The sequence below is a fragment of the Nitrospira lenta genome, assembly GCF_900403705.1.
GTDB classification, from domain to species: Bacteria; Nitrospirota; Nitrospiria; order Nitrospirales; family Nitrospiraceae; genus Nitrospira_D; species Nitrospira_D lenta.
This window is the reverse complement of record NZ_OUNR01000022.1, coordinates 46,205-64,460: the sequence shown is the minus strand read 5'-3', so window position 1 is coordinate 64,460 and position 18,256 is coordinate 46,205. Positions and strand designations below refer to the sequence as shown.

General features: G+C 58.4%; 20 protein-coding genes. 7 read left to right on the top strand and 13 right to left on the bottom strand.

The window, feature by feature from the left end; genetic code table 11:
- From NITLEN_RS17450 to NITLEN_RS17440, 3 genes are read left to right on the top strand one after another with little or no spacing between them, the layout of a single operon-like run.
- On the top strand, nucleotides 1-1,368 hold the full coding sequence (locus NITLEN_RS17450) for a TldD/PmbA family protein (RefSeq protein WP_121990929.1): 1,368 nt from the start codon (nucleotides 1-3) through the stop codon (nucleotides 1,366-1,368).
- Between the two features lie 22 nt (nucleotides 1,369-1,390).
- The gene (locus tag NITLEN_RS17445) at nucleotides 1,391-1,948 is read left to right on the top strand and encodes a YbhB/YbcL family Raf kinase inhibitor-like protein (protein WP_121990928.1); all 558 of its coding nucleotides are present in this window, start codon (nucleotides 1,391-1,393) and stop codon (nucleotides 1,946-1,948) included.
- 52 nt (nucleotides 1,949-2,000) lie between these two features.
- Nucleotides 2,001-2,468: a hypothetical protein gene (locus tag NITLEN_RS17440; RefSeq protein WP_121990927.1), complete on the top strand. Its 468-nt coding sequence runs from the start codon at nucleotides 2,001-2,003 to the stop codon at nucleotides 2,466-2,468.
- Nucleotides 2,469-2,512: 44 nt separating this feature from the next.
- Here the strand turns inward: NITLEN_RS17440 and NITLEN_RS17435 are convergent, their stop codons facing one another.
- The 7 genes from NITLEN_RS17435 to NITLEN_RS17410 form a co-directional block, all read right to left on the bottom strand.
- Nucleotides 2,513-3,163, bottom strand: a complete 651-nt coding sequence (locus NITLEN_RS17435; protein WP_121990926.1) for a uracil-DNA glycosylase — start codon at nucleotides 3,161-3,163, stop codon at nucleotides 2,513-2,515.
- Nucleotides 3,164-3,279: 116 nt separating this feature from the next.
- Complete coding sequence (locus NITLEN_RS17950) at nucleotides 3,280-3,594, bottom strand: hypothetical protein (RefSeq protein ID WP_146216240.1); 315 nt, start codon at nucleotides 3,592-3,594, stop codon at nucleotides 3,280-3,282.
- A 33-nt stretch (nucleotides 3,595-3,627) separates the two neighbouring features.
- Nucleotides 3,628-4,932: an FAD-dependent oxidoreductase gene (locus NITLEN_RS17430; protein ID WP_121990925.1), complete on the bottom strand. Its 1,305-nt coding sequence runs from the start codon at nucleotides 4,930-4,932 to the stop codon at nucleotides 3,628-3,630.
- Complete coding sequence (gene hpnD / locus NITLEN_RS17425) at nucleotides 4,929-5,789, bottom strand: presqualene diphosphate synthase HpnD (RefSeq protein ID WP_121990924.1); 861 nt, start codon at nucleotides 5,787-5,789, stop codon at nucleotides 4,929-4,931. The genes NITLEN_RS17430 and hpnD overlap by 4 nt, the downstream gene beginning before the upstream one ends.
- Nucleotides 5,786-6,721 (bottom strand): cobalamin-binding protein, encoded by a 936-nt coding sequence (locus tag NITLEN_RS17420; protein WP_121990923.1) that lies wholly within the window; start codon nucleotides 6,719-6,721, stop codon nucleotides 5,786-5,788. The genes hpnD and NITLEN_RS17420 overlap by 4 nt, the downstream gene beginning before the upstream one ends.
- A 13-nt stretch (nucleotides 6,722-6,734) precedes the next feature.
- Complete coding sequence (locus tag NITLEN_RS17415; protein WP_121990922.1) at nucleotides 6,735-7,433, bottom strand: HAD family hydrolase; 699 nt, start codon at nucleotides 7,431-7,433, stop codon at nucleotides 6,735-6,737.
- A 122-nt stretch (nucleotides 7,434-7,555) separates the two neighbouring features.
- Entirely contained in the window at nucleotides 7,556-8,317 is a 762-nt protein-coding gene (locus NITLEN_RS17410; RefSeq protein ID WP_121990921.1) for an SH3 domain-containing protein, read from the bottom strand.
- A gap of 528 nt (nucleotides 8,318-8,845) precedes the next feature.
- On the opposite strand from NITLEN_RS17410, the gene NITLEN_RS17405 reads away from it, so the two are divergent.
- The 3 genes from NITLEN_RS17405 (at nucleotide 8,846) to NITLEN_RS17395 (ending at nucleotide 11,132) form a co-directional block, all read left to right on the top strand.
- Nucleotides 8,846-9,259 (top strand): secondary thiamine-phosphate synthase enzyme YjbQ, encoded by a 414-nt coding sequence (locus tag NITLEN_RS17405; protein ID WP_121990920.1) that lies wholly within the window; start codon nucleotides 8,846-8,848, stop codon nucleotides 9,257-9,259.
- A 145-nt stretch (nucleotides 9,260-9,404) separates the two neighbouring features.
- The gene (locus NITLEN_RS17400; RefSeq protein WP_121990919.1) at nucleotides 9,405-10,418 is read left to right on the top strand and encodes a hypothetical protein; all 1,014 of its coding nucleotides are present in this window, start codon (nucleotides 9,405-9,407) and stop codon (nucleotides 10,416-10,418) included.
- 90 nt (nucleotides 10,419-10,508) lie between these two features.
- On the top strand, nucleotides 10,509-11,132 hold the full coding sequence (locus tag NITLEN_RS17395; protein ID WP_121990918.1) for a cysteine rich repeat-containing protein: 624 nt from the start codon (nucleotides 10,509-10,511) through the stop codon (nucleotides 11,130-11,132).
- A gap of 148 nt (nucleotides 11,133-11,280) precedes the next feature.
- Here the strand turns inward: NITLEN_RS17395 and NITLEN_RS17390 are convergent, their stop codons facing one another.
- The 6 genes from NITLEN_RS17390 to NITLEN_RS17365 form a co-directional block, all read right to left on the bottom strand.
- Nucleotides 11,281-12,066, bottom strand: coding sequence for a Stp1/IreP family PP2C-type Ser/Thr phosphatase (locus tag NITLEN_RS17390; RefSeq protein WP_181416971.1), 786 nt, complete (start codon nucleotides 12,064-12,066; stop codon nucleotides 11,281-11,283).
- Nucleotides 12,067-12,214: 148 nt separating this feature from the next.
- A complete protein-coding gene (locus NITLEN_RS17385; protein ID WP_121990916.1) occupies nucleotides 12,215-13,615 on the bottom strand; it encodes a serine/threonine-protein kinase in 1,401 nt (466 codons plus the stop codon).
- 165 nt (nucleotides 13,616-13,780) lie between these two features.
- Complete coding sequence (locus NITLEN_RS17380) at nucleotides 13,781-14,629, bottom strand: PHP domain-containing protein (protein WP_121990915.1); 849 nt, start codon at nucleotides 14,627-14,629, stop codon at nucleotides 13,781-13,783.
- Nucleotides 14,626-15,567, bottom strand: coding sequence for a dihydroneopterin aldolase (gene folB / locus NITLEN_RS17375; protein ID WP_121990914.1), 942 nt, complete (start codon nucleotides 15,565-15,567; stop codon nucleotides 14,626-14,628). The genes NITLEN_RS17380 and folB overlap by 4 nt, the downstream gene beginning before the upstream one ends.
- A gap of 273 nt (nucleotides 15,568-15,840) precedes the next feature.
- Nucleotides 15,841-16,260 (bottom strand): group II truncated hemoglobin, encoded by a 420-nt coding sequence (locus tag NITLEN_RS17370; protein WP_121990913.1) that lies wholly within the window; start codon nucleotides 16,258-16,260, stop codon nucleotides 15,841-15,843.
- A 236-nt stretch (nucleotides 16,261-16,496) separates the two neighbouring features.
- Nucleotides 16,497-17,351 (bottom strand): S1 family peptidase, encoded by an 855-nt coding sequence (locus NITLEN_RS17365; protein ID WP_181416970.1) that lies wholly within the window; start codon nucleotides 17,349-17,351, stop codon nucleotides 16,497-16,499.
- A 407-nt stretch (nucleotides 17,352-17,758) separates the two neighbouring features.
- Between NITLEN_RS17365 and moaC the strand changes: the two genes are divergently transcribed.
- Nucleotides 17,759-18,253, top strand: coding sequence for a cyclic pyranopterin monophosphate synthase MoaC (gene moaC, locus NITLEN_RS17360; RefSeq protein ID WP_121990911.1), 495 nt, complete (start codon nucleotides 17,759-17,761; stop codon nucleotides 18,251-18,253).
- Nucleotides 18,254-18,256 lie beyond the last annotated feature (3 nt).

Below are 18,256 nucleotides of genomic sequence, written 5' to 3'. Positions count from 1 at the left end.
ATGAGCAATTTGCCTCAACAGACCAACGGATATGCGCAATTGGCCGCGGACGTGCTCGCTCGAGCCAAGCAGCGGGGAGCGACGGAGGCCGATATCGTCGTCGCCGACGGAGAAACATTTTCCGTGCAGGTGCGTGTCGGCGTGGTGGATCGCTTAAGCAAGGCTCGCGAGAAGCGGTTGGGGTTGCGGGTGTTTGTCGGGAAACGGTCCGCGACGACCTCGACCTCTGATTTTTCGATCGACTCATTGCATCGGTTGGTCGATGAGACCTGCACACTAGCGAAGGCGGTGGTACCGGATGAGGTGTCGGGGCTGCCCGAGGCGTCGCAGATGGCGACGGATTGGCCGGACCTGGATCTCTACGACAGCACCAAGCTTGGGACCGATCAGCAGATCGACCTGGCGAAGCGGGCGGAGTCGGCGGCCTTGTCGGCGGACCCTCGCATGACCAACTCGGAAGGGGGCGAGTTTGACTCGTCGTCCGGGCGGGTCGTCTTGGCCAATAGCCATGGATTTGTCGGTGAGTATCGCAGCTCGAGTTTTTCTATTTCGGTCTCACCCATCGCCACGGACGCTGCCACCGGCGGGATGCAGCGGGATGCGTGGTATGAAGTGCAGCGCAAGTTCAGCTTGATGGCGTCCCCCGAGTCGATCGGCCAGGAAGCGGCGCGCCGCACCTTACGCCGTCTCGGCGGGCGCAAGGTAGCTACGAAGCGGGTGCCGGTGATTTTTGACCAGGATACCGCCGGCAGTCTCCTCGGCAATCTCTGTAGCGCGATTTCAGGCTACTCGCTCTACAAACGAGCCTCGTTTCTTCTCGATCAACTCGGCAATCGGATCGCGTCAGAGCATTTGACGATCTACGATGACGGACGGATGGAAGGCGGGCTTGGTTCTCGCCCGTTCGACGGCGAGGGATTGGCGACGCGTAAGAATACGATTGTCGAACGAGGTGTGCTGAAAAGCTATTTGCTCGACTCCTATTCCGGTAAGAAGTTGGGGCTGTCATCGACCGGGAATGCGTCGCGGAGTGTGGGGGAGAGTCCATCAGTCGGACCGACGAATTTCTATCTGGTTCCCGGTACGAAGACGCTGCAGGAGATGATCGGGTCGGTCAAGGAGGGGCTGTACGTGACCGAGCTGATCGGGTTTGGAATCAATATGGTGACGGGGGACTACTCCCGTGGTGCCTGCGGCTATTGGATCGAGAATGGAGAGCTGGCGTATCCAGTCGAAGAGATTACGATCGCCGGTAATCTGAAGCAGATGTTTACCGACATTGAAACGGTGGGAAACGATCTGGTGTTTCGGAGCAGGATTGCGAGTCCGAGTCTGAAGTTGGGCGAGTTGATGGTGGCGGGGAATTAGGACGATGAGGAGGGAGCAGACCATGCGATCTTTCGTACGGGGCATGTTGCTGCTGGCAGCACTGGCACTTCCTGAGGCGGGCTTTGCCGCAGAGTTTTCGCTGACGAGTCCGACGATCAAGGATCATAGTACGATCGGCAATGACCATGTGTTTAATGGGTTTGGCTGCGCCGGACAGAATGTCTCGCCGCAACTGCTGTGGGAGCATGCTCCCAAAGATACCAAGAGCTTTGCGCTCACCATGTATGATCCTGACGCGCCGACCGGCAGCGGCTGGTGGCATTGGGTTATTTTCAACATCGCTCCTACCGTGACCTCGCTCCCGGCGGGGGCCGGCAAGTCGGACAGTTCGTCTGCGCCTCAGGGGAGCATTCAAAGCATGACGGATTTCGGCCAGCCCGGGTACGGAGGACCCTGTCCTCCGTCCGGCGACAAGCCCCATCGATACATCTTCACTCTGTATGCGTTGAAGGTCGATCAACTTCCGCTCAAGCCGGAGGCTTCAGGCGCGATGGTCGGCTACTATCTGAAACAAAACGCGCTGGCAAAAACATCGTTTACGGGGATGTACGGTCGGTAAGCAAGAAGGCCTTGCCGGCAAGATCACGACGGTTTGTGTAAAGGGACAACAGATGGCGCTCGATGCTGAATTGGGAAAGAAAATGTTGCAGCTGATCACGTCGCGGTATGACGATCGGCATTGGCGGAAGAAGATCGAGAAGACGTTGAGCTTGCCTCAATCGGGTGTCGCCGATCCGATCCAGCAGCAACTGTTCATGTATCTCAAAATCGGATTGAAGGCGTACAAGTCGCGCCGCGCCGATCCGGATGCCTGGATTATCGGCGGCTATGCGACGAAAGAAGTCATCGACCGCGCGAAATTTCAGCCTCAACTCGTCGGTTCCGATGTGAAGAAAGAGGAGGTCGCGTTTCTGGGCACTGACCCCGGTGACGACGTGACCGAGGGCTGGTGGGATGAGATGCTGGTGCAGTGGTTTGATGTGCCGGAAGAAGAGAAGCCTGCCGAAGGTGAAGAAGAGGGCAAGGCCGATGAGACTGAATCCGCCGCCACGGCGGAGGGGCACTCCTCCAAGGCATAGCTGGTTCTTGCGCCGCACTTGTATTCGTGCCGAGCGGGAAGGAACTAGAACAGGTCCATTTGAGTCGGGTGTGGCGGGTCGATCTGAAGCGTCGGTGCTGCCGGTGACGCAGCCGATGCGGGCTCAGCCGGTTTCGTATTCCGGTCGAGGAATTCCTTCAGCTTTTTAAAATCCGCCTTCAACGTGTCGAGCAGTCCCCCCTGATGCAGGGCCGCCGCCGGGTGCAGTAACGGGAACAGCACAAAGTCTTTCATGTAGAAGGCCTGCGCCTTGACCTTCGTAATGCCGACTTTCCGCTCCAGCAGCGTTTGCGTCGCCCAGTTTCCCAGCGTGCAAACCAACTTCGGACGAATCAGCTGAATCTGCTGCAGCAGAAACGGTTTGCAGGTCTCCACTTCATCCAATTCCGGGTCACGGTTTTCAGGCGGCCGGCACTTGATGACATTGGCGATGTAAATATCATCACGTGAGAGATCGGCCGACTGCAACAGGTCGTTGAGAATCTTTCCCGCCGCGCCGACAAACGGCTCGCCCTTCAGATCTTCATTCGCTCCCGGCGCTTCACCCACGAACATGATACTGGCGCGCGGGTTTCCCACACCGAAGACGACCTGGCTGCGTCCCAGTTTGGCCAGTTTGCAGCGCTGGCAGTTATGCAGAGATTTGGCGAGATCCTGAAGCGGGGTTGTGGTCATGATGGCCTCGGAACTAGTTGGAGGCGGTATCTTAGGAAGGCCGCGGTGTGATGTCAATGCGTCAGAATCGAGCAGCGTGGAGAGGAGGATTATGTGCACTCAGCCCAGGCGTCACCCTACTCCACTCGGTAGCCCTTCGCGGCCAGGCAGGTATCGCGCATTGCGTTGATGGTCGAGAGTCCGTGCAGGGCGCGCGCGTGGTCGGCGGGGTTTTGGGGGCCTGGACTGAATGGGAAAGGAGAACGCTGGTTGTAAAAATGCTGTTCGTTAGCCAGCCGGGATTTGTATTCACACTCCATGTAATCGCGGTCCACGTCGGTCCGGCTATACCAGGAGGGGTGGTCGCCACGGTTATACGGATCCGATGCGCAGCCGAATAGGCCGATCAGTGTGATTCCTGCGGCTAGTATGGATTTGGTGTGAGTGTGCATCAAGGCATACGTACCAGGTGAAAGAAGATGCGGTCAAGACGGGGAGCCTGTGATGGCGGTGACGCACCGACGTGCGCTGACGACGGCACTCTCGCTGGAAGTCGGCCAGCCGGTGTCGGTCCATGCACCGGCGACCAATAGGTTCTGCACGGGGCTTTGCTGAATCGGGCGGAGTATCGTTGCCCCCGATGTGAGCGACAGTGCTGCCCGAGGGCGGCGATGGAGAGCGGTCGCGTGCAGCGGAATCGTCTGGAGAGCGGGGAACAGGCGCTGAAGCTCCTGTTTCGCCAGGTCGATAAGGTCGGCATCTGTTCGTTCGATAAACGGGATATCGCCGGTTACCGACAATTCATAGAGGGCCGTTGACGGATCCGTACGCGACACGGTGACAGACTGAAATCCCTGCCCAGGCAAGAGCACGAGGCGGGGAATACTGGTCGATGCCGATTCTGTCAGATGGACGGATAGGGCGGGGAGATCCGTCAAGTCGCTCAGTTGTGAAAAGTATCCATACCGAGTGAGCAGCCGATCCGGGAGGAGCTTCTGGAGTGCGTGATGCGGTATTCCGGACAGGTACCAGGTCGCGTGCAGAGTGCGTCCGTCGCTCAGGCGGATATGGTCGATACGGTGTTGGCCGAATTGAATGTGGGGAAAGTCTGTTTGTATCTGCACGTGCGCGCCCAGCGCCGACAAGGCCATTTTCAACTGATGATACAGGTTTTGGAGTTGTGCGCTGCTGAGCCTGGTGCAAGAGGATGCGCGCGCATCGGTGAGAAAGGGAGGCGTCAGGGCTCGCGCGCAGGAGGCCGCCGAGAGATCGGTCAGGGCATTGCCTGTAAGGAATCGGATCAGGGGGGACCAGATGTGCTTACGTGCGGATTGGCTTTGACCGATCGATGCCAGCCAGACGTCGGCGGTGCGCTGGTCCAGAGTGGTCGGGGCAGACAGCTCCTGTTCCCAGATGCGTTCGAGATAGGAGAGGAGCTGCCAGCGATCGGTCCAGGACAGACCGCGAAAGCGAACGAGTCCGGCGATCCATTGGAGCGATCCGGGAAGCGCCGGCGGCCTGTAGGAGACGATGCGTCTGTCGGGCGAGAAAAACTCAAGAGGGGTGGCCGGGTTTTTCGGCGCGGGTTCCAATCCTGGAAGAGTGCCGAGCAGAGCGTGCATGTTTCGATGGCAGCCGAGGAGGTGTTCAGATGCCGGGAGATCGTCTGCCCAACTGGGGTGTTCGATGAGCGTCAGGTGATAGCCCTGCCGGGCCAGTTCATAGGCCGCGACCAGGCTTGCGAGCGAGGTGCCGAGGATGACAACGGACTCTGCGGGTGGAGTGGTCACGAGAATCGAGAGCGCAGCCAGATTCCCGCGGCAATCGTCAGGCGATGACTAGTGGTCAGCCGCAGGCGCGGGCCGAATACCTGGTAGTCGGAGGCTTCAATCTTCTTTAGGATTCGGGAGTAGACGCCGCGCATAATTTCCGCGACCGTGAGAGCGCGGCGCTCGTGCGGCGGGAGCGCCATCAGTGCGGCTCGGGCTTTGTCATAGTACTGCCGGGCGCGGGCGGCTTCAAACTGCATCAACTTTTGGAACTCCGGTGAATAGGTCTGTTGCCGCAGGGCCTTTTCTGAATACTTGCAAGCCTTCAGGTCTTCGAGCGGGAGGTAGATGCGGTTCTGCGCGGCGTCGGTGCCCACGTCCCGGAGAATGTTGGTGAGTTGGAAGGCCATGCCGAGATCCACGGCGTAGTCCTGTGCCCGAGCCGAGGTGGCGCCGAAGATGTGCAGGCAGATGAGGCCTACGACGGACGCGACGCGATAGCAATAGGACGAGAGCTCGTCGAAGGTGACGTAGCGGTTATTGTGCAGATCCATCTCCACGCCCTTGATCAATTCTTCAAAATAGACCTTGGGAATCGAGAGCGCTTTCACATGGTGCGCCAGGCTGATGGTGATCGGCCATGTCGGCGTGCCGTGATAGGCGGCATCCAATTCCACGCGCCATCGGGCCAGCTCTTCCTGCGGCTGACTGCCGGGAGCCGGCTCATCCACCGCACTATCGACGGCTTTGCAGAACGCGTATACCGTATACATCGCGCTGCGGCGCGCCTTGGGAAGAAAGAAGAAAGAGTAGTAGAAATTGCTGCCGCTTGTTTTCGTGAGCGCGGTGCAATAGGCCTGAGCTTCATCGACAGTCATGCGCGAGACTCCACGGAGAGCGCAGCGGTCGTCAGACGGACGGCCGCGGCAGGGTTCAAGTGATGCGATGGCCCCGGGTGAAGGATGGCGGCGAGTAACTCCACGCCGTCAACAAGCCGGGGGCCGGGACGGCTAAAATAGGAGTTCGCATCGAGGACATAGGTCTGAGGCCAGCGAGCGAGCTGTGCGGACCATGGTGGATTCGTGTGTTGAAGGCGGCTGAGTTCATCCAGCGTTCGTTGAACGGAATAGCCGCAGGGCATGATGAGCAGGATGTCTGGGTTGGCATCCGTGACTTCCTGCCAGGTGGTTTCACGCGAGGGGTGATCGCGGCGGCCAAGCACATCCTCTCCGCCCGCGAGGGCCACCATTTCAGGCACCCAATGCCCGGCAATATAGAGCGGGTCAAGCCATTCCAGGCAGACCACGCGCGGACGAGTAGGGCGTATGGCGGCGGATACTCGATCGAGCCGGCCGCGTAAGGACTGGAGCAATTGGTGTCCCCGGTCGGGCGCACCCACGGCCTGAGCGATGCGTTCGATGTCGCGCAGCATGTCTTCCATTGACGTCGGATTCAGCGTCACGAGCTGTGGCGCGGAGGGGAGCGCGGTGATGGCCTGTGTCAATTGATCCGGCGTCACGGCGCACACATGACAGAGATCCTGAGTCAAGATGACGTCCGGGCGAGCCGCAAGCAGGCGTTGCTCGTTGAGGCGATAGAGCCGTTGACCGGTACTCACGAGCTGTTTGACCGCTTGATCGATGGCGTCACTTGAGAGGGTGTGCTGATCAAGCATCGGCTCAACGACGGATGGGACGTGCCGGACGGATTCCGGGTAGTCGCACTCGTGGCTGACGGCCACTAATTGATCCGCGAGGTCGAGCGCGGCGACAACCTCTGTGGCGCCGGGGACCAGCGAGCAGATACGCATTACAGTCTGATCCTCATGAGACGGCCGGCCATAGGCGGGTGCGCAGGTCGTCTAGGCCGGTGTCCGCCAGGCTGTGGGTGATGGCATGGGCTTCATGCAAATCTTGCGTCGTGTGGGTATTGGCGACAGCCAGCACTTTCATGCCGGCGGATTTCGCCGATCGGATGCCGGGCAGCGAATCTTCGATGACCAGGCACGATGCCGCGTCCAATCCGAGATCCGGGTGCAGGCGAGTTAACCCTGCGAGCGCATATTGAAAGGGTTGCGGATCGGGCTTGCCGCGGCTGACATCTTCCGCGCTGGTGATATGAAGGAAGGCTTTTCTCAGGCCGGCTTGTTCGAGAATGAGTTCGATTTCAGGACGGAGGGCGCCGGAGGCGATTGCCAAGGGATAGCGGGCGGCGGCCTGTTCGACGAACTCCCGCACACCGGGGAAAATGACGAGATGATCACGGACCGACGCGAGATAGGCGACGGCTTTTTTCGTCATCAGATCGTGGAGGATTGCGGGAGTGATCGGCCGTTGATTGGCCTGCAGGGCCGCAAGGAAACACCCTCGATCATCAAATCCCAAATAGTTGGCGTAGTAATCCGATTCCGTAAGAATAATGTTGATATCGGCCAGCGTGCGCCGGAGCCCGGCAAAGTGTAGCGGCTCCGTGTTCGCGATGACACCGTCGAAATCGAAGAGGATGGCGCGCAACGTCTGCATGTCGAATTCCAATACGGGTTGAGTTTATTTGAGCATAGGCGGGGCGCATTATAGCACAGAGGGCGGCGATACAGGATCGTATCGCCGCCCTCTGATGAACCCGAAGAACGTGAGTCTGAGGATTACGGTTTCAAGCGAAGGCGCTTTTCAGCGACCCATCCCTTGACGCCATCGTCGCTGCGGACAGAGTAGACCCATCCGTTCTGTTGGAGGTCGCCGTCAAGAATGGTGAGGCCGGTTCCCGGACGAACGGTCGGGCCAGGCTTCGTGCCGGCAGGATCTTGAGATAACGCGATCATGCCGCCGGCGAGCGCAGGGTCAACCGCAACCGTGACGCGCTGACCTTCTCCGAACATCGGAGACAAGGACGCGGGTGCCGGCGGAGCTGTCATTGCCGGATTCGTCGGCATTGCAGACGGCGCTGGTATCGCGCTCGGTGCTGCGGGTGCTTCGATAGGGGCTGGTGCCGAGGCCATTGGCGATGACGAAGGCGGAGTCGCGGGCATCGGAGCGTTTGCCTGCGGACCGGCCGGAATTGGGGCCGGCGCATCAGACGAGGCTGGCGCTGGCGGTGCGATCGGCGCCGGTCTCGTGGCCATCTGTGGGGCCGGAGTTTCGCCTAGGAACTGATTGACCCAGTCCATCACCATTTCCGGCTCCATGGCTACATAGGCGCCACCGCCGATGAGGGCTAAGAGCAGAATCCAGAGGACGGGACGTCCGCCTGATTTCTTGGGTGATTTCATGGGTGAGGACGAACGGGTATTTGACGTTTGTTCCAATTCTTCTTCGGTGAACTCTAAATCCGGCTCCGGTTGGCGGGCAAAAAAGAGATTGGACAACACATTGCCTGCGAACGACGGACCCCCAGCGACTGCGAACATCGGGCACCTCCCTGTAGCGATCATCGGGACACGGTCATATTCTGTGAAAGTACTTATCACCTAGGTCCGATGGAGTCAATTTTGTGGGGAAATTATACCAGCGGGATGAGCCGTTGGATCGGCGCGGACGCGTCAGCAGGATTGTCGTTGTGAACAGGAAAGCATCTGATCGGGCCGGCTCCCTGAGCGAAACACGGTGAGTCCTTTGCATCCGAGGCGATGGGCGAGTCGGAAGGCCTTCGCGACGTCTTGAGGCGTCGCCGTGGGCAACGCGCCAGAAAAGCTGCGCGGCGGTTTCCGTCACGGTGCCCGTAGGGTTTCTTGCGGGGTATCGTTGGGCCAAGATGGTGTGAGCGTGAGTAGAGAGCGGGTGAGATAACACGGAGGGTGGCCTCTTGGCCATGATCCTCATTTATAGTCTGTTTCGGGTCAGGGGCGAATCGAGTCGCTGATTCTTGCCTGCCACTTGAATCTCGGGCGGACCGTTCGGCAGAATGCCCGTCGAGACACACACGAATAGGCTAGCTGATGAAGTCGTATCGAGAGGAACTCTGGTTCGAGACTAAGACGCGCCGCGCCTATCTCAATATTACGCCTCAGGTCGAAGCCGTGCTCAAGGCGAGCGGAGTGACGGAAGGGTTGGTGCTGGTGAACGCGATGCATATCACCGCCAGCGTCTATATCAACGACGACGAACCGGGACTGCTGCGAGATTTCGATGATGTGCTCGAACGACTTGCGCCGCACGACGCGCGGTATCGGCACAATGAGACTGGGGAAGACAACGGCGATGCCCATGTGAAACGCCAACTCATGGGGCGTGAAGTCGTGGTGGCGGTAACGGATGGGCGGCTTGATTTTGGTCCCTGGGAACAGATCTTTTACGGTGAATTTGACGGATGTCGAAGGAAGCGTGTGTTGGTGAAAGTGATTGGTGAATGATGGGTGCCGTACCCCGTCATTGGTGCCGGATGCAGGGTCGCGGGAACTGTCTTCGCCCTTGCTCCAGCACAGATTCTTTGGCAACATGGAGATCGTGTGATGTCGGTGAGCAAGAATCTTTTTCCGGTTATCTGAGGAGCGTCTGATGTTGGCTTGGTCTCGTCCCGATCCGCTCACCCGCGACCTCATCCATTTGATCAATGCGCGCCGGCATGATCACGGCGACACCGATGCGGCGATTGATACGTTGCAAGCTTTTTTAGAGCAGGGACGCGAGTCCGATTTACTGACCGTCTTGGCGGCGCTCGATGAGGAAATGGCCGAGTGGTTGTTCGATCTGCTGGCGGAAGCCAGCTGTACCTTGGCCCTGGATGAATCGACGGAAGAAAAGCCGGTCTACGCCACGATGGCGGCGTTGGAACTCCCGCTCCAAGCGAATCTTACGGCTCCACTCAAGCTCAAAATCGATCCTATCGCCACGGCGGAGTTGCTCCATCGGCATCTGCGCTTGTCGGCCGGCACGGTGGTGCGGGTGGAATCGAGGCTGTTGACCGATGCGACCCTGGAACCGCTCAATCTCCAGATGCTGCACGATCATTTGACGTCGGTAGCAGATTCGGAGCGGACGCAAGCGATCGCCGCGCGATTGTATCCGCCGGTGGAAAATACCGCGTTCTTGCTCTTCGAGATTATCGGCGCGTCCGATCCTGGGTTGCCCGATTCCTGGGAGGACCGGCATCGGCGGGCGATTCTTGAAGGGCTGGTCGAGCAATGTCCTGAACTGGCGCTGGCGCCGGATACCATCGAGGTCCCGGTCTACGCGGCCTATGCGATGTTCGATGCGCAGAATGCGGTGCGTATCCATCATCTGGCCGATGAAACCGCGGCAGTGTGGCGGGATTTGGATCCGTTGGTCCGGTCGAGGACGGTCGTGCATCTGCATACGCAATGCGGCAACGGTGTCTATATGCCCGTGTGGACCGATCTGTTCGATCCGGAACTGCCGGAGGAGCATGGCCCGGTCTGGACGTCTCCTGATGTCTGGGTGTTCACGGCCGACCTGCCGATCGAATGGCCCGGCGAAATGCTGACGAACCGATTGTTGGCAGAGGGCTGTACGAGGTTCGAAAATCACATCGTCGAAACGTCGGAGAATTAGTCTCCGCACGATCGTTCTGCCTGGCGCGTTGTTCGAAATCTCACCTTTCGATGCTTTTCTTCAGATGTTGCCCTATCCTAGGCCTACATCATGCCGAAACCATCGCCGTCATCAAGCCGCCTGACCGCCATTCTTGTGACCATAATCGGGCTGGGACTCGTGTGGGGGCTGGTCTGGGCGAATATGCCCACCAAAGATCAACTCCATGCATCCGCAGTCTCGTCCCGATCCATGAAGGTCGCTCCTCCGACGCCCGCGCTGGATCTGAGTATTCCAGGGGTGCCGGCCCCGGATGCGCCGGGATCGCATCGAGTCGTGGTCAACGGTGCGGAGATCATTCAATCTGAGCAGGGTGTGAGAGGGGCAGGCGTTGCGTTAGATCCGCGCACAAAGCAAATCGCGGAGATGAAATGCGAAGCTGAATTGCAGCAGGCCTGTCCGGATAGTCTGCAAGGCGAGGGGCGCCGACGCTGTATAGAGCGACGGGCCAAGCAGCTTCCATCCCTCTGTCAGTCGGTGATCCGTCAGCAGCTCGTGCGGTGGAAGGAACACTCCGGCCATGCGCTGGCGTGCGCGGAGGATGTGAAGCGCTTCTGCCGCGAGGTGCCGTCAGGCGAGGGGCAGATGTTGCAGTGCTTGCAGGACCACGCCCAGGATGTGTCGGATGGGTGCTACGCGACATTACCCAAAGGCGCACTCACTCTCAGAAACTAGCCGTTCAGACTGAACCGCTCAACGATATCTTTCAGATTCCAGATCATTCGAACTGGGCGAACCGGGGCTACGCGACCTACTGCGCCGGTCCTATGATGTCCCGGTGGGTGGGATGTTGTTACCTGGCCAGTCGCTGACGGCCCCGATGCTACATCGGTTGTTCCGTGGCCTCATGGACAGCGATGGTGATGACGGTTGTATTGTCGTCTCCGCCAGCCTCATTGGCGAGGGCGACCAAGCGCCGGGTTGCGCCGATCATGTCATCGGTGTGTGTCAGGACATTGAGGAGCCGCGCTGTCTCGACGCCTTTTGTCAGGCCATCCGAACAGAGCAAGAGCCGGTCGCCTTCCTGTAACTCTGCCTCGCCGATGGTGATGTCGACTTCCGGTGCCACTCCCAAGGCGCGGGTCACGAGGTTGCGCCGTGGCGATTGCTCGGCTTCGGCTTCAGTCATCAGGCCAGCGCGCACCTGTTCAGCCACCCAGGAGTGATCGGTTGTCAGGGGCTGAATGGCACGGGCGCGGACCAGGTAGAGGCGGCTGTCACCGACATGAGCGAACGACATCAGTCGGTTGGTGAGCAGTACTGCGACGACGGTCGTTCCCATCCCGGCCCAGTCAGGATTTTTGTGTCCCTCACGATGAATGACGCGATTGGCATCGCAGATCGCGCTGAGGAGACGATTTCCTGATGGCGAAATGGTTGGGTCGGATTGACCGATCATGGGGAACGCAGCGTTCTGTGACGCTTCATTGATATGACGGTGAATGGTTTCAACTGCGAGGCCGCTGGCAATCTCGCCGGCCTTACTGCCGCCCATGCCGTCGCAGACAAGGAAGAGGCCTAAGGTAGTGTCGGTGCAGCAACGGTCTTCATTGTGCGATCGTCTGCGACCGATATCAGAAAGTGCACTATGGGTAACGGCAAGCGGCATGGGCATCTTTTTCTAGCGGACTGCTGAACACCTCGGGCGATGCCGAAAATATGGCTGACGGTTTTCGTATGAGAGCGATGCGACCGGCCTTCGAGAAGGACTTCGGCGACGGCAGGGAGCGCCGCCGACTGATTTTTTCAGCATCCTGTTAGACGGTCTGGCCTTGCAGGCACGCGCGCAATTCCTGGGCGACCTCGGATGCCCGTCGAAACCGTAAGGCTGGATCTTTTTCGAGCATTTGCTTGAGCACCAGTTGGAGGGCCGAGGGAATATCAGGACGAATGATCTTTATGGAGGGGTGAGGATTATGGGCAATCGCGAAGAGCAAGGCGGATAAGTTATCCGCCGTGAAGGGGGGACGGCCGCTCAGCATTTCAAAGAGGACGACTCCCAGCGAGAAAATATCGGATCGTCCATCGACCTTTTTCCCGGCAATCTGTTCCGGTGACATATAGGTGGGGGTGCCGAGCACGATGTTGGTTTGCGTCTTCGACGACGAGGCCATTTTCGCAATGCCAAAATCCATGACTTTCACCGTCGCGCCTTTGGTGATCATGATATTGGCCGGCTTAATGTCGCGATGCACGACGCCTTGTTGATGGGCATAGTCCAGGGCCTCGGCGACGGTGGCAATGATTGGAATCAGTTTGTCGAGCGGCAGCAGGTTGGGTTTGCGCGCCCAGTGCTTGAGCGTGGTGCCCTCCAGCACCTCCATGGCGATGTAGCCGAGGTCCTGCTCTTCGCCCGCGTCGTAAATCGTGACGATATTGGGGTGTGCGAGCCGGCCGGTCGATTCCGCTTCGCGGAAAAACCGGGATTTCACTTCCCGGAGCTTCTCCGCATCGTCGACCTCATCGAGTCGCATGGTTTTGATGGCCACGAATCGTTGAATCGTGGGGTCTTTGCCGAGATACACGACCCCCATGGCTCCGCGTCCAAGTTCCTTCAGGACTTTGTATCGTCCAAGCATGGCGGGGGGAGATCCATTGTCGAGCGAATCTGCGGAGGCTGAGTCAGAGGTATCGGATGGACCGGAACTTTCAGAAGTGTCATGACTCTCGTCGGCGGTCTGGGGCGTCTTCTTTCGACCGCGTGTCTGTGCAGGGGCGGTGACGTAGAGATGGAGGGCCTCGATATTGAGTAGCCAGGCGACAGTCAACCAGAGCCCGGTGATGACCAGCGCGGTGGCATAGCCGAGGCTGTATCGCTGGATGCCGACTTCTTCAATCAGCGTTTGTCCGGCTACTTGGATGGTCTTGTCCCCGACAATGAGGACGACGATCGTGATCAGCGGAAGGATGATCCGGCTGAGAAAGGTGAAGCCGCGTCCGTTGTCCGGCATGTGGCGAAAGGCATGAAAGGCCAGAATCCAGAGCGAGAGGAGGCCGGTGCCTTCAACGACCAGGCGAATCGTTTGTGGTCCTGTCATGCTGAGGAAGGTTAGGGGGAAGTGCTCGGCAAACGGCAGCTTGCTCAGGAGCGGACCTGCAAAGAGGGCCACGAATGAGACGATTGCGAACTGAATGAGCCAGCTGGATGCGTGTGTCATGGATAGATTCAGTGAGAAGCTGCCCAAAGTCTAACGGATAGGTCTGAAGAGTCAACGAATAGCGGGAAACGCACAGGGAGCGCGGGTTAGCAGGCTGCGGAAAAACTTATGAATGAGTAAACGTGGCAATGAGGCTTGTATTGGCATCGCGGCTTCAGCATCCCGCTAGAGCCTGGCGACGGCATCTTTGAGTTTCGGAAGCAGATGATCCGGCACATGCAGCGAGCCCTTCCCGGTTCCAACTTCGATATCGGGCTTGGTCATACCGTGAAAGTCGCTGCCGCCCGTGACCAAGAGCCCCAATTGCTTCGCGAGACTCAAATAGGCGCGGGTCTGTCGTGGGGTGTGGGTGCTGTAGTGGACTTCGACTCCGTCCAGGCCCTGCCCTTTCAACTGACGGGCTAAGTCAGTCAGCGTACCTTCGGGTGTTTTGACCCAGGTGGGGTGCGCGAGGACTGCCAGCCCTCCGGCATCCTTGATCCAGCCGATCGCATCGACAGGGGCGGGGAGGTCTCGCGGGACATAGGCGGCTTTGCCTTCGGCGAGAAATCGATCGAACGCTTCCTTGGCTGTTGTCACGACCTTCTTCTCCATAAGCACCCGGGCGATATGCGGGCGGCCTACCGAATCGCTCCCTGCGACGGCTCGCACTTCATCGTAGGTGATGTCGATGCCGGCAGCTTGCAGCAACTCGATGATCTTGGGATTGCGGCGATGCCGGCCCTCTCGAAGCGTCATCAGGCGTGCGTTGAGTTGGGCATCCTCCCATTTGAGAAAGTAACCCAGGACATGCAGTTCCGACTCACCGTGGCGTGAGCTAATTTCGATTCCTGGGATGATCTCAATGCCGAGTTCCTGTCCCGCCGTGATGGCTTCAGGAAGGCCGGTGGTGATGTCGTGATCAGTGATGGCCAGGGCAGAGACGCCTGCCTCATGGGCGAGTCTGACTACTTCAGCTGGGGACTGGCTGCCGTCTGAATGGGTCGTGTGTAGATGGAGATCGATACGGCTCATGTCGAGGGAGCCGATCGCAGCGGCTTGCGGGCTACCAATTGTGCGGTATAGGTCGAGCGCGGACCTTCCACGCCGTCGTGAGCCCCTTCATCGTAGTGCAGGATTTGAAGTGTCGATGTCATACGCAGCAGTTCATTGTGGGCCAGGCAGAACTCCCACCGGCGCGGATGTTTGTGATGGGTGTAGTTATCGATCGTAAAGGTTTCATAGATCAACAGGCCGCCGGGTTTGAGGGCATCAATGAGAAAGGGAAAGAGCGATCGATGCAGATAGAAAAAGACGATGACGACATCGTAGGTCTCATGGCCGAATCCGGGATCGAACGGCGCCGGTTGCTCCAAGTCGATTGTTCTGGTCTTGATCGGAGGGAGTGCGGTTGCTGCAGCGGCTGCAGCGAGTTGGGTAAGAGCAGCTTCGTCGCGGTCGATGGCATCGACGTGATACCCGCGAGCGGCGAGAAAGAGCGAGTGCCGCCCTCCGCCTGCCGCCACATCCAAGGCCCGGCCTTTGGGAAGTCGGTGTAGTTGCTCGACCAGAAACGAGGCTGGTTTCGGCTCGATATGGCTGAGTTGTTGCGCGAGCCTGGTGCGGTTGATCCTGATGCCGACGGAGCGGGTGACATGCGGAATGGGCGGGTGCAGTTTACGGATCCAGAGGTTTGCCCGTTTGATGGGAAAGTCTGTAAACAGCATGGCCAGGAATCGTTCCGCCAGAGTTTCTAGTAAGCAGGCTTCCTGCGTCGTACCGATCTCGACGAGGCGTTGTGCGATCTTCGCATAGTCGATGGTGTCGACGAGATGATCCGAGTGGCCGGCCGGCTCGAAGGCCGCATCCAATTCCACATCTACTGCCAGTGGCTGGGGCTTCGCCCGTTCTTCTGCTGTGACGCCGCAGCGGCCACGGAATTCCAGCCGTTCAATGATGATGTGTGCTGACATGCGGGCATTGTCGAGGATCGGATTTCAAAGAGTCAAGGAGGGCGGGTATGCTCCGGCTGCCTTTCTTGCTCGCTGCCCGCGCACCGGGGATCGATTTAGATGTGAAATCATTGGCGGTGCTCGGTCAATGCGCGCAGGGAAAGCCAACCGAGGCACACTCTTGGGGGAGGGGTAAGAAGAACCGGATATGTGCAATTGGATCGCCTTCGTGCTCGCTGTCCGCTTTCTTTCGTCTTGAACGGTACGTGTCTTGTCGCGTGTCGTATGTGGCTGTCAAACTTCTCCTGCGTTTACTTGCCGGACTCGTTCAGCCGGGACGCTGAGTGCCGCTAAGAGATAGTCTTTCAATTCGGTACTGTATGGCTGGGCGGCAAGGGCTCGCTGCATGCACAGCAGCCAGGCGTCGCGTTCCTCGTATCCGATCGAGAACGGTTTGTGCGCGTCGGGAATGCTGATCGGCCCATAGTGTTGCTGAAACAGCTTCGGGCCTCCAAGCCAGCCGCTAAGAAAATAGGTCAATTTCTTGCGCGCGACAGTGAGATCCTTGGGGTGCATGTTCCGGATGGTCTGAGCTTCTGGCAGCGTATCCATGTTGACGTAAAACTCGTCCACCAGCTTTGTGAGGCCCTCAAGCCCGCCTGCCGCCTGGTAGGGGGTGAGATCGACGCGATTGTCTTGCTCGTTGTCTGTCATATCATATGAATATGTAATGATGGTCAGCTAATAGAGGGAGTTTTTGAGATCGCGCCTGTCCCACTGGAATTTCCGATGAAAGTGCAAGGTTCGGAACTATCCCGCATTTTCTTGCGCAGTAACAAGGAAACAAGGTGATTGTGCTGTCATCTGGATATTTCAAACGGCGAACAATCTAGGAGTTCTGCGGCAGCTCGCTGGGTCGTCCGCTCAAGGCAAAGATTTGGGTGAGGACTTCATCTCTTCCTGCTGAGCGTCTCATCAAACGACATGACGTCGCCGGTTGTAATGAAAGCTTTCACGATCCACGCCGGCACAAGGTTGGCCAGGCCCGAGTTCTCCTCGAATACGACGCGAGGGCGCTTCGTGTGCTCGCTTACCGCGATTTCTTTATAAGGAATAAAGGACGAGACGACTCCGACTAACATTTCCTGGCGCACGATCTCGGCGCCATCGGTGGAAACGTCACCTGTCTTGGACATCGGGACATACACAACGGGGCCTCCGCTGTTCCCGGGGAAAACAAAGAGGTCGGCGAGAACCATCAACGGGTCTGCTCGACCGACCATGCCTCGTCGAGCAATAGGCTTGTAATGATCGACAGACCTGAGTCCCATGGGGAATCCCAGCGCGGCGAGGGGGGTGCCAGCTTCAACCTGGGGTTCCTCGACGAATCGGTCTAACGGAATGGCTTTGACTGGAGATTCCTGAACAATTGGCAGGAAGCGTACGGCGAGATCGTGCTGCGGAGATAGGAACCAAGATCCGACTCCTATCTGTGCAAGGTCAGCGTCCCTCACTAATTGTGTTGATCCACCAATGCGGTTGAGGCGGTATACGAGATCGGAAACCAGCTTCTCGTCAGAGTCGATCACCACATGCTTTGCCGTGACAAGGATCAGATGGTTCCGACTGGAACGTACAATGAAGCCAGTGCCTACCGGGATCTCTTTGTCGGGTGATGGTCTCCGTTCGATCGAGACGACGGTCTCAAGCACTCGCTGATCAAACTGTGAGGTGCGGAGCACAGGGGGCGGAGCCGTTTGTGCCTGGCAGATTTCCTGGGATATGGTCAGCATGATTGCGGCCACGACGAGGGGTTCTCGGAGTCCATGGAAGTGCATCGTGTTTTAGCCAACTAGTAGGTGAACTGGCGTAGGATACATCGCTACCTAATAATATAGGCGTGCGATTCTTGCGGAAGGGTGTTCACTTGTCAACCTTTCCCATTGTCTGATTGTCTGATTGGTGTCCAATACAGATTTGCATAGTTCCATTATGCATAAGCAAGAAGATGGCCTTGGAACCGCGGCCATCTTCTGTTGTGCCCGCGGGGCCTGGCTCGGGCCTAAGCTGAGCAGGCGATCAGTGTGTGCGTATTTCAGAGTAGGAAGATTCCCATGCGCCCTCTCAAATTCTCGTCTATTGACTCTGTTTTCTGCCGCTTTCTATAATGACCGATCGGCGCAATGTATAACCAGCTGATTCATTGAGAGAAATGGCTGAGTTCACACACTTTAACGAGTCGGGCCGGGCGCGGATGGTCGATGTCAGCGCGAAAGACTCGACCGAACGGGTCGGGACTGCGCAGGCGACTGTCTTGATGCTTCCGGCCACGCTGGAGAAGATTCAGCGCGGGAAGATCGCCAAGGGCGATGTGCTGGCGGTAGCCCAGGTTGCCGGGGTGATGGGGGCCAAGAAGACCCCAGACCTTATTCCCATGTGCCACCCTCTCCTGATTACCAGCGTCGATATCTCTTTCAAAGAAGAATCTCAGCCGAACCAGGCAGGCCTCTGTGCCATCCATATCTACGCCACGGTCAAGACTACGGGGCAGACCGGTGTGGAGATGGAAGCGATGACAGCAGCGTCCGTAGCGGCGCTCACCATCTATGATATGTGCAAGGCGATCGATCGCGGGATGAGCTTCACGAATGTGTGCTTGCTCTCAAAGTCAGGCGGTAAGTCGGGAACCTATACGAGGCCTGACTGAAAT

Coding starts and splice junctions, on each gene's coding strand:
- NITLEN_RS17395 (WP_121990918.1), top strand. CDS start 10,509: ATGCCGAAACCATCGCCGTCATCAAGCCGCCTGACCGCCATTCTTGTG.
- NITLEN_RS17435 (WP_121990926.1), bottom strand. CDS start 3,163: ATGACCACAACCCCGCTTCAGGATCTCGCCAAATCTCTGCATAACTGC.
- NITLEN_RS17415 (WP_121990922.1), bottom strand. CDS start 7,433: ATGCAGACGTTGCGCGCCATCCTCTTCGATTTCGACGGTGTCATCGCG.
- NITLEN_RS17405 (WP_121990920.1), top strand. CDS start 8,846: ATGAAGTCGTATCGAGAGGAACTCTGGTTCGAGACTAAGACGCGCCGC.
- NITLEN_RS17385 (WP_121990916.1), bottom strand. CDS start 13,615: ATGACACACGCATCCAGCTGGCTCATTCAGTTCGCAATCGTCTCATTC.
- NITLEN_RS17410 (WP_121990921.1), bottom strand. CDS start 8,317: ATGTTCGCAGTCGCTGGGGGTCCGTCGTTCGCAGGCAATGTGTTGTCC.
- NITLEN_RS17440 (WP_121990927.1), top strand. CDS start 2,001: ATGGCGCTCGATGCTGAATTGGGAAAGAAAATGTTGCAGCTGATCACG.
- NITLEN_RS17400 (WP_121990919.1), top strand. CDS start 9,405: ATGTTGGCTTGGTCTCGTCCCGATCCGCTCACCCGCGACCTCATCCAT.
- NITLEN_RS17950 (WP_146216240.1), bottom strand. CDS start 3,594: ATGCACACTCACACCAAATCCATACTAGCCGCAGGAATCACACTGATC.
- moaC (WP_121990911.1), top strand. CDS start 17,759: ATGGCTGAGTTCACACACTTTAACGAGTCGGGCCGGGCGCGGATGGTC.
- NITLEN_RS17380 (WP_121990915.1), bottom strand. CDS start 14,629: ATGAGCCGTATCGATCTCCATCTACACACGACCCATTCAGACGGCAGC.
- NITLEN_RS17390 (WP_181416971.1), bottom strand. CDS start 12,066: ATGCCGCTTGCCGTTACCCATAGTGCACTTTCTGATATCGGTCGCAGA.
- folB (WP_121990914.1), bottom strand. CDS start 15,567: ATGTCAGCACACATCATCATTGAACGGCTGGAATTCCGTGGCCGCTGC.
- NITLEN_RS17370 (WP_121990913.1), bottom strand. CDS start 16,260: ATGACAGACAACGAGCAAGACAATCGCGTCGATCTCACCCCCTACCAG.
- hpnD (WP_121990924.1), bottom strand. CDS start 5,789: ATGACTGTCGATGAAGCTCAGGCCTATTGCACCGCGCTCACGAAAACA.
- NITLEN_RS17450 (WP_121990929.1), top strand. CDS start 1: ATGAGCAATTTGCCTCAACAGACCAACGGATATGCGCAATTGGCCGCG.
- NITLEN_RS17420 (WP_121990923.1), bottom strand. CDS start 6,721: ATGCGTATCTGCTCGCTGGTCCCCGGCGCCACAGAGGTTGTCGCCGCG.
- NITLEN_RS17445 (WP_121990928.1), top strand. CDS start 1,391: ATGCGATCTTTCGTACGGGGCATGTTGCTGCTGGCAGCACTGGCACTT.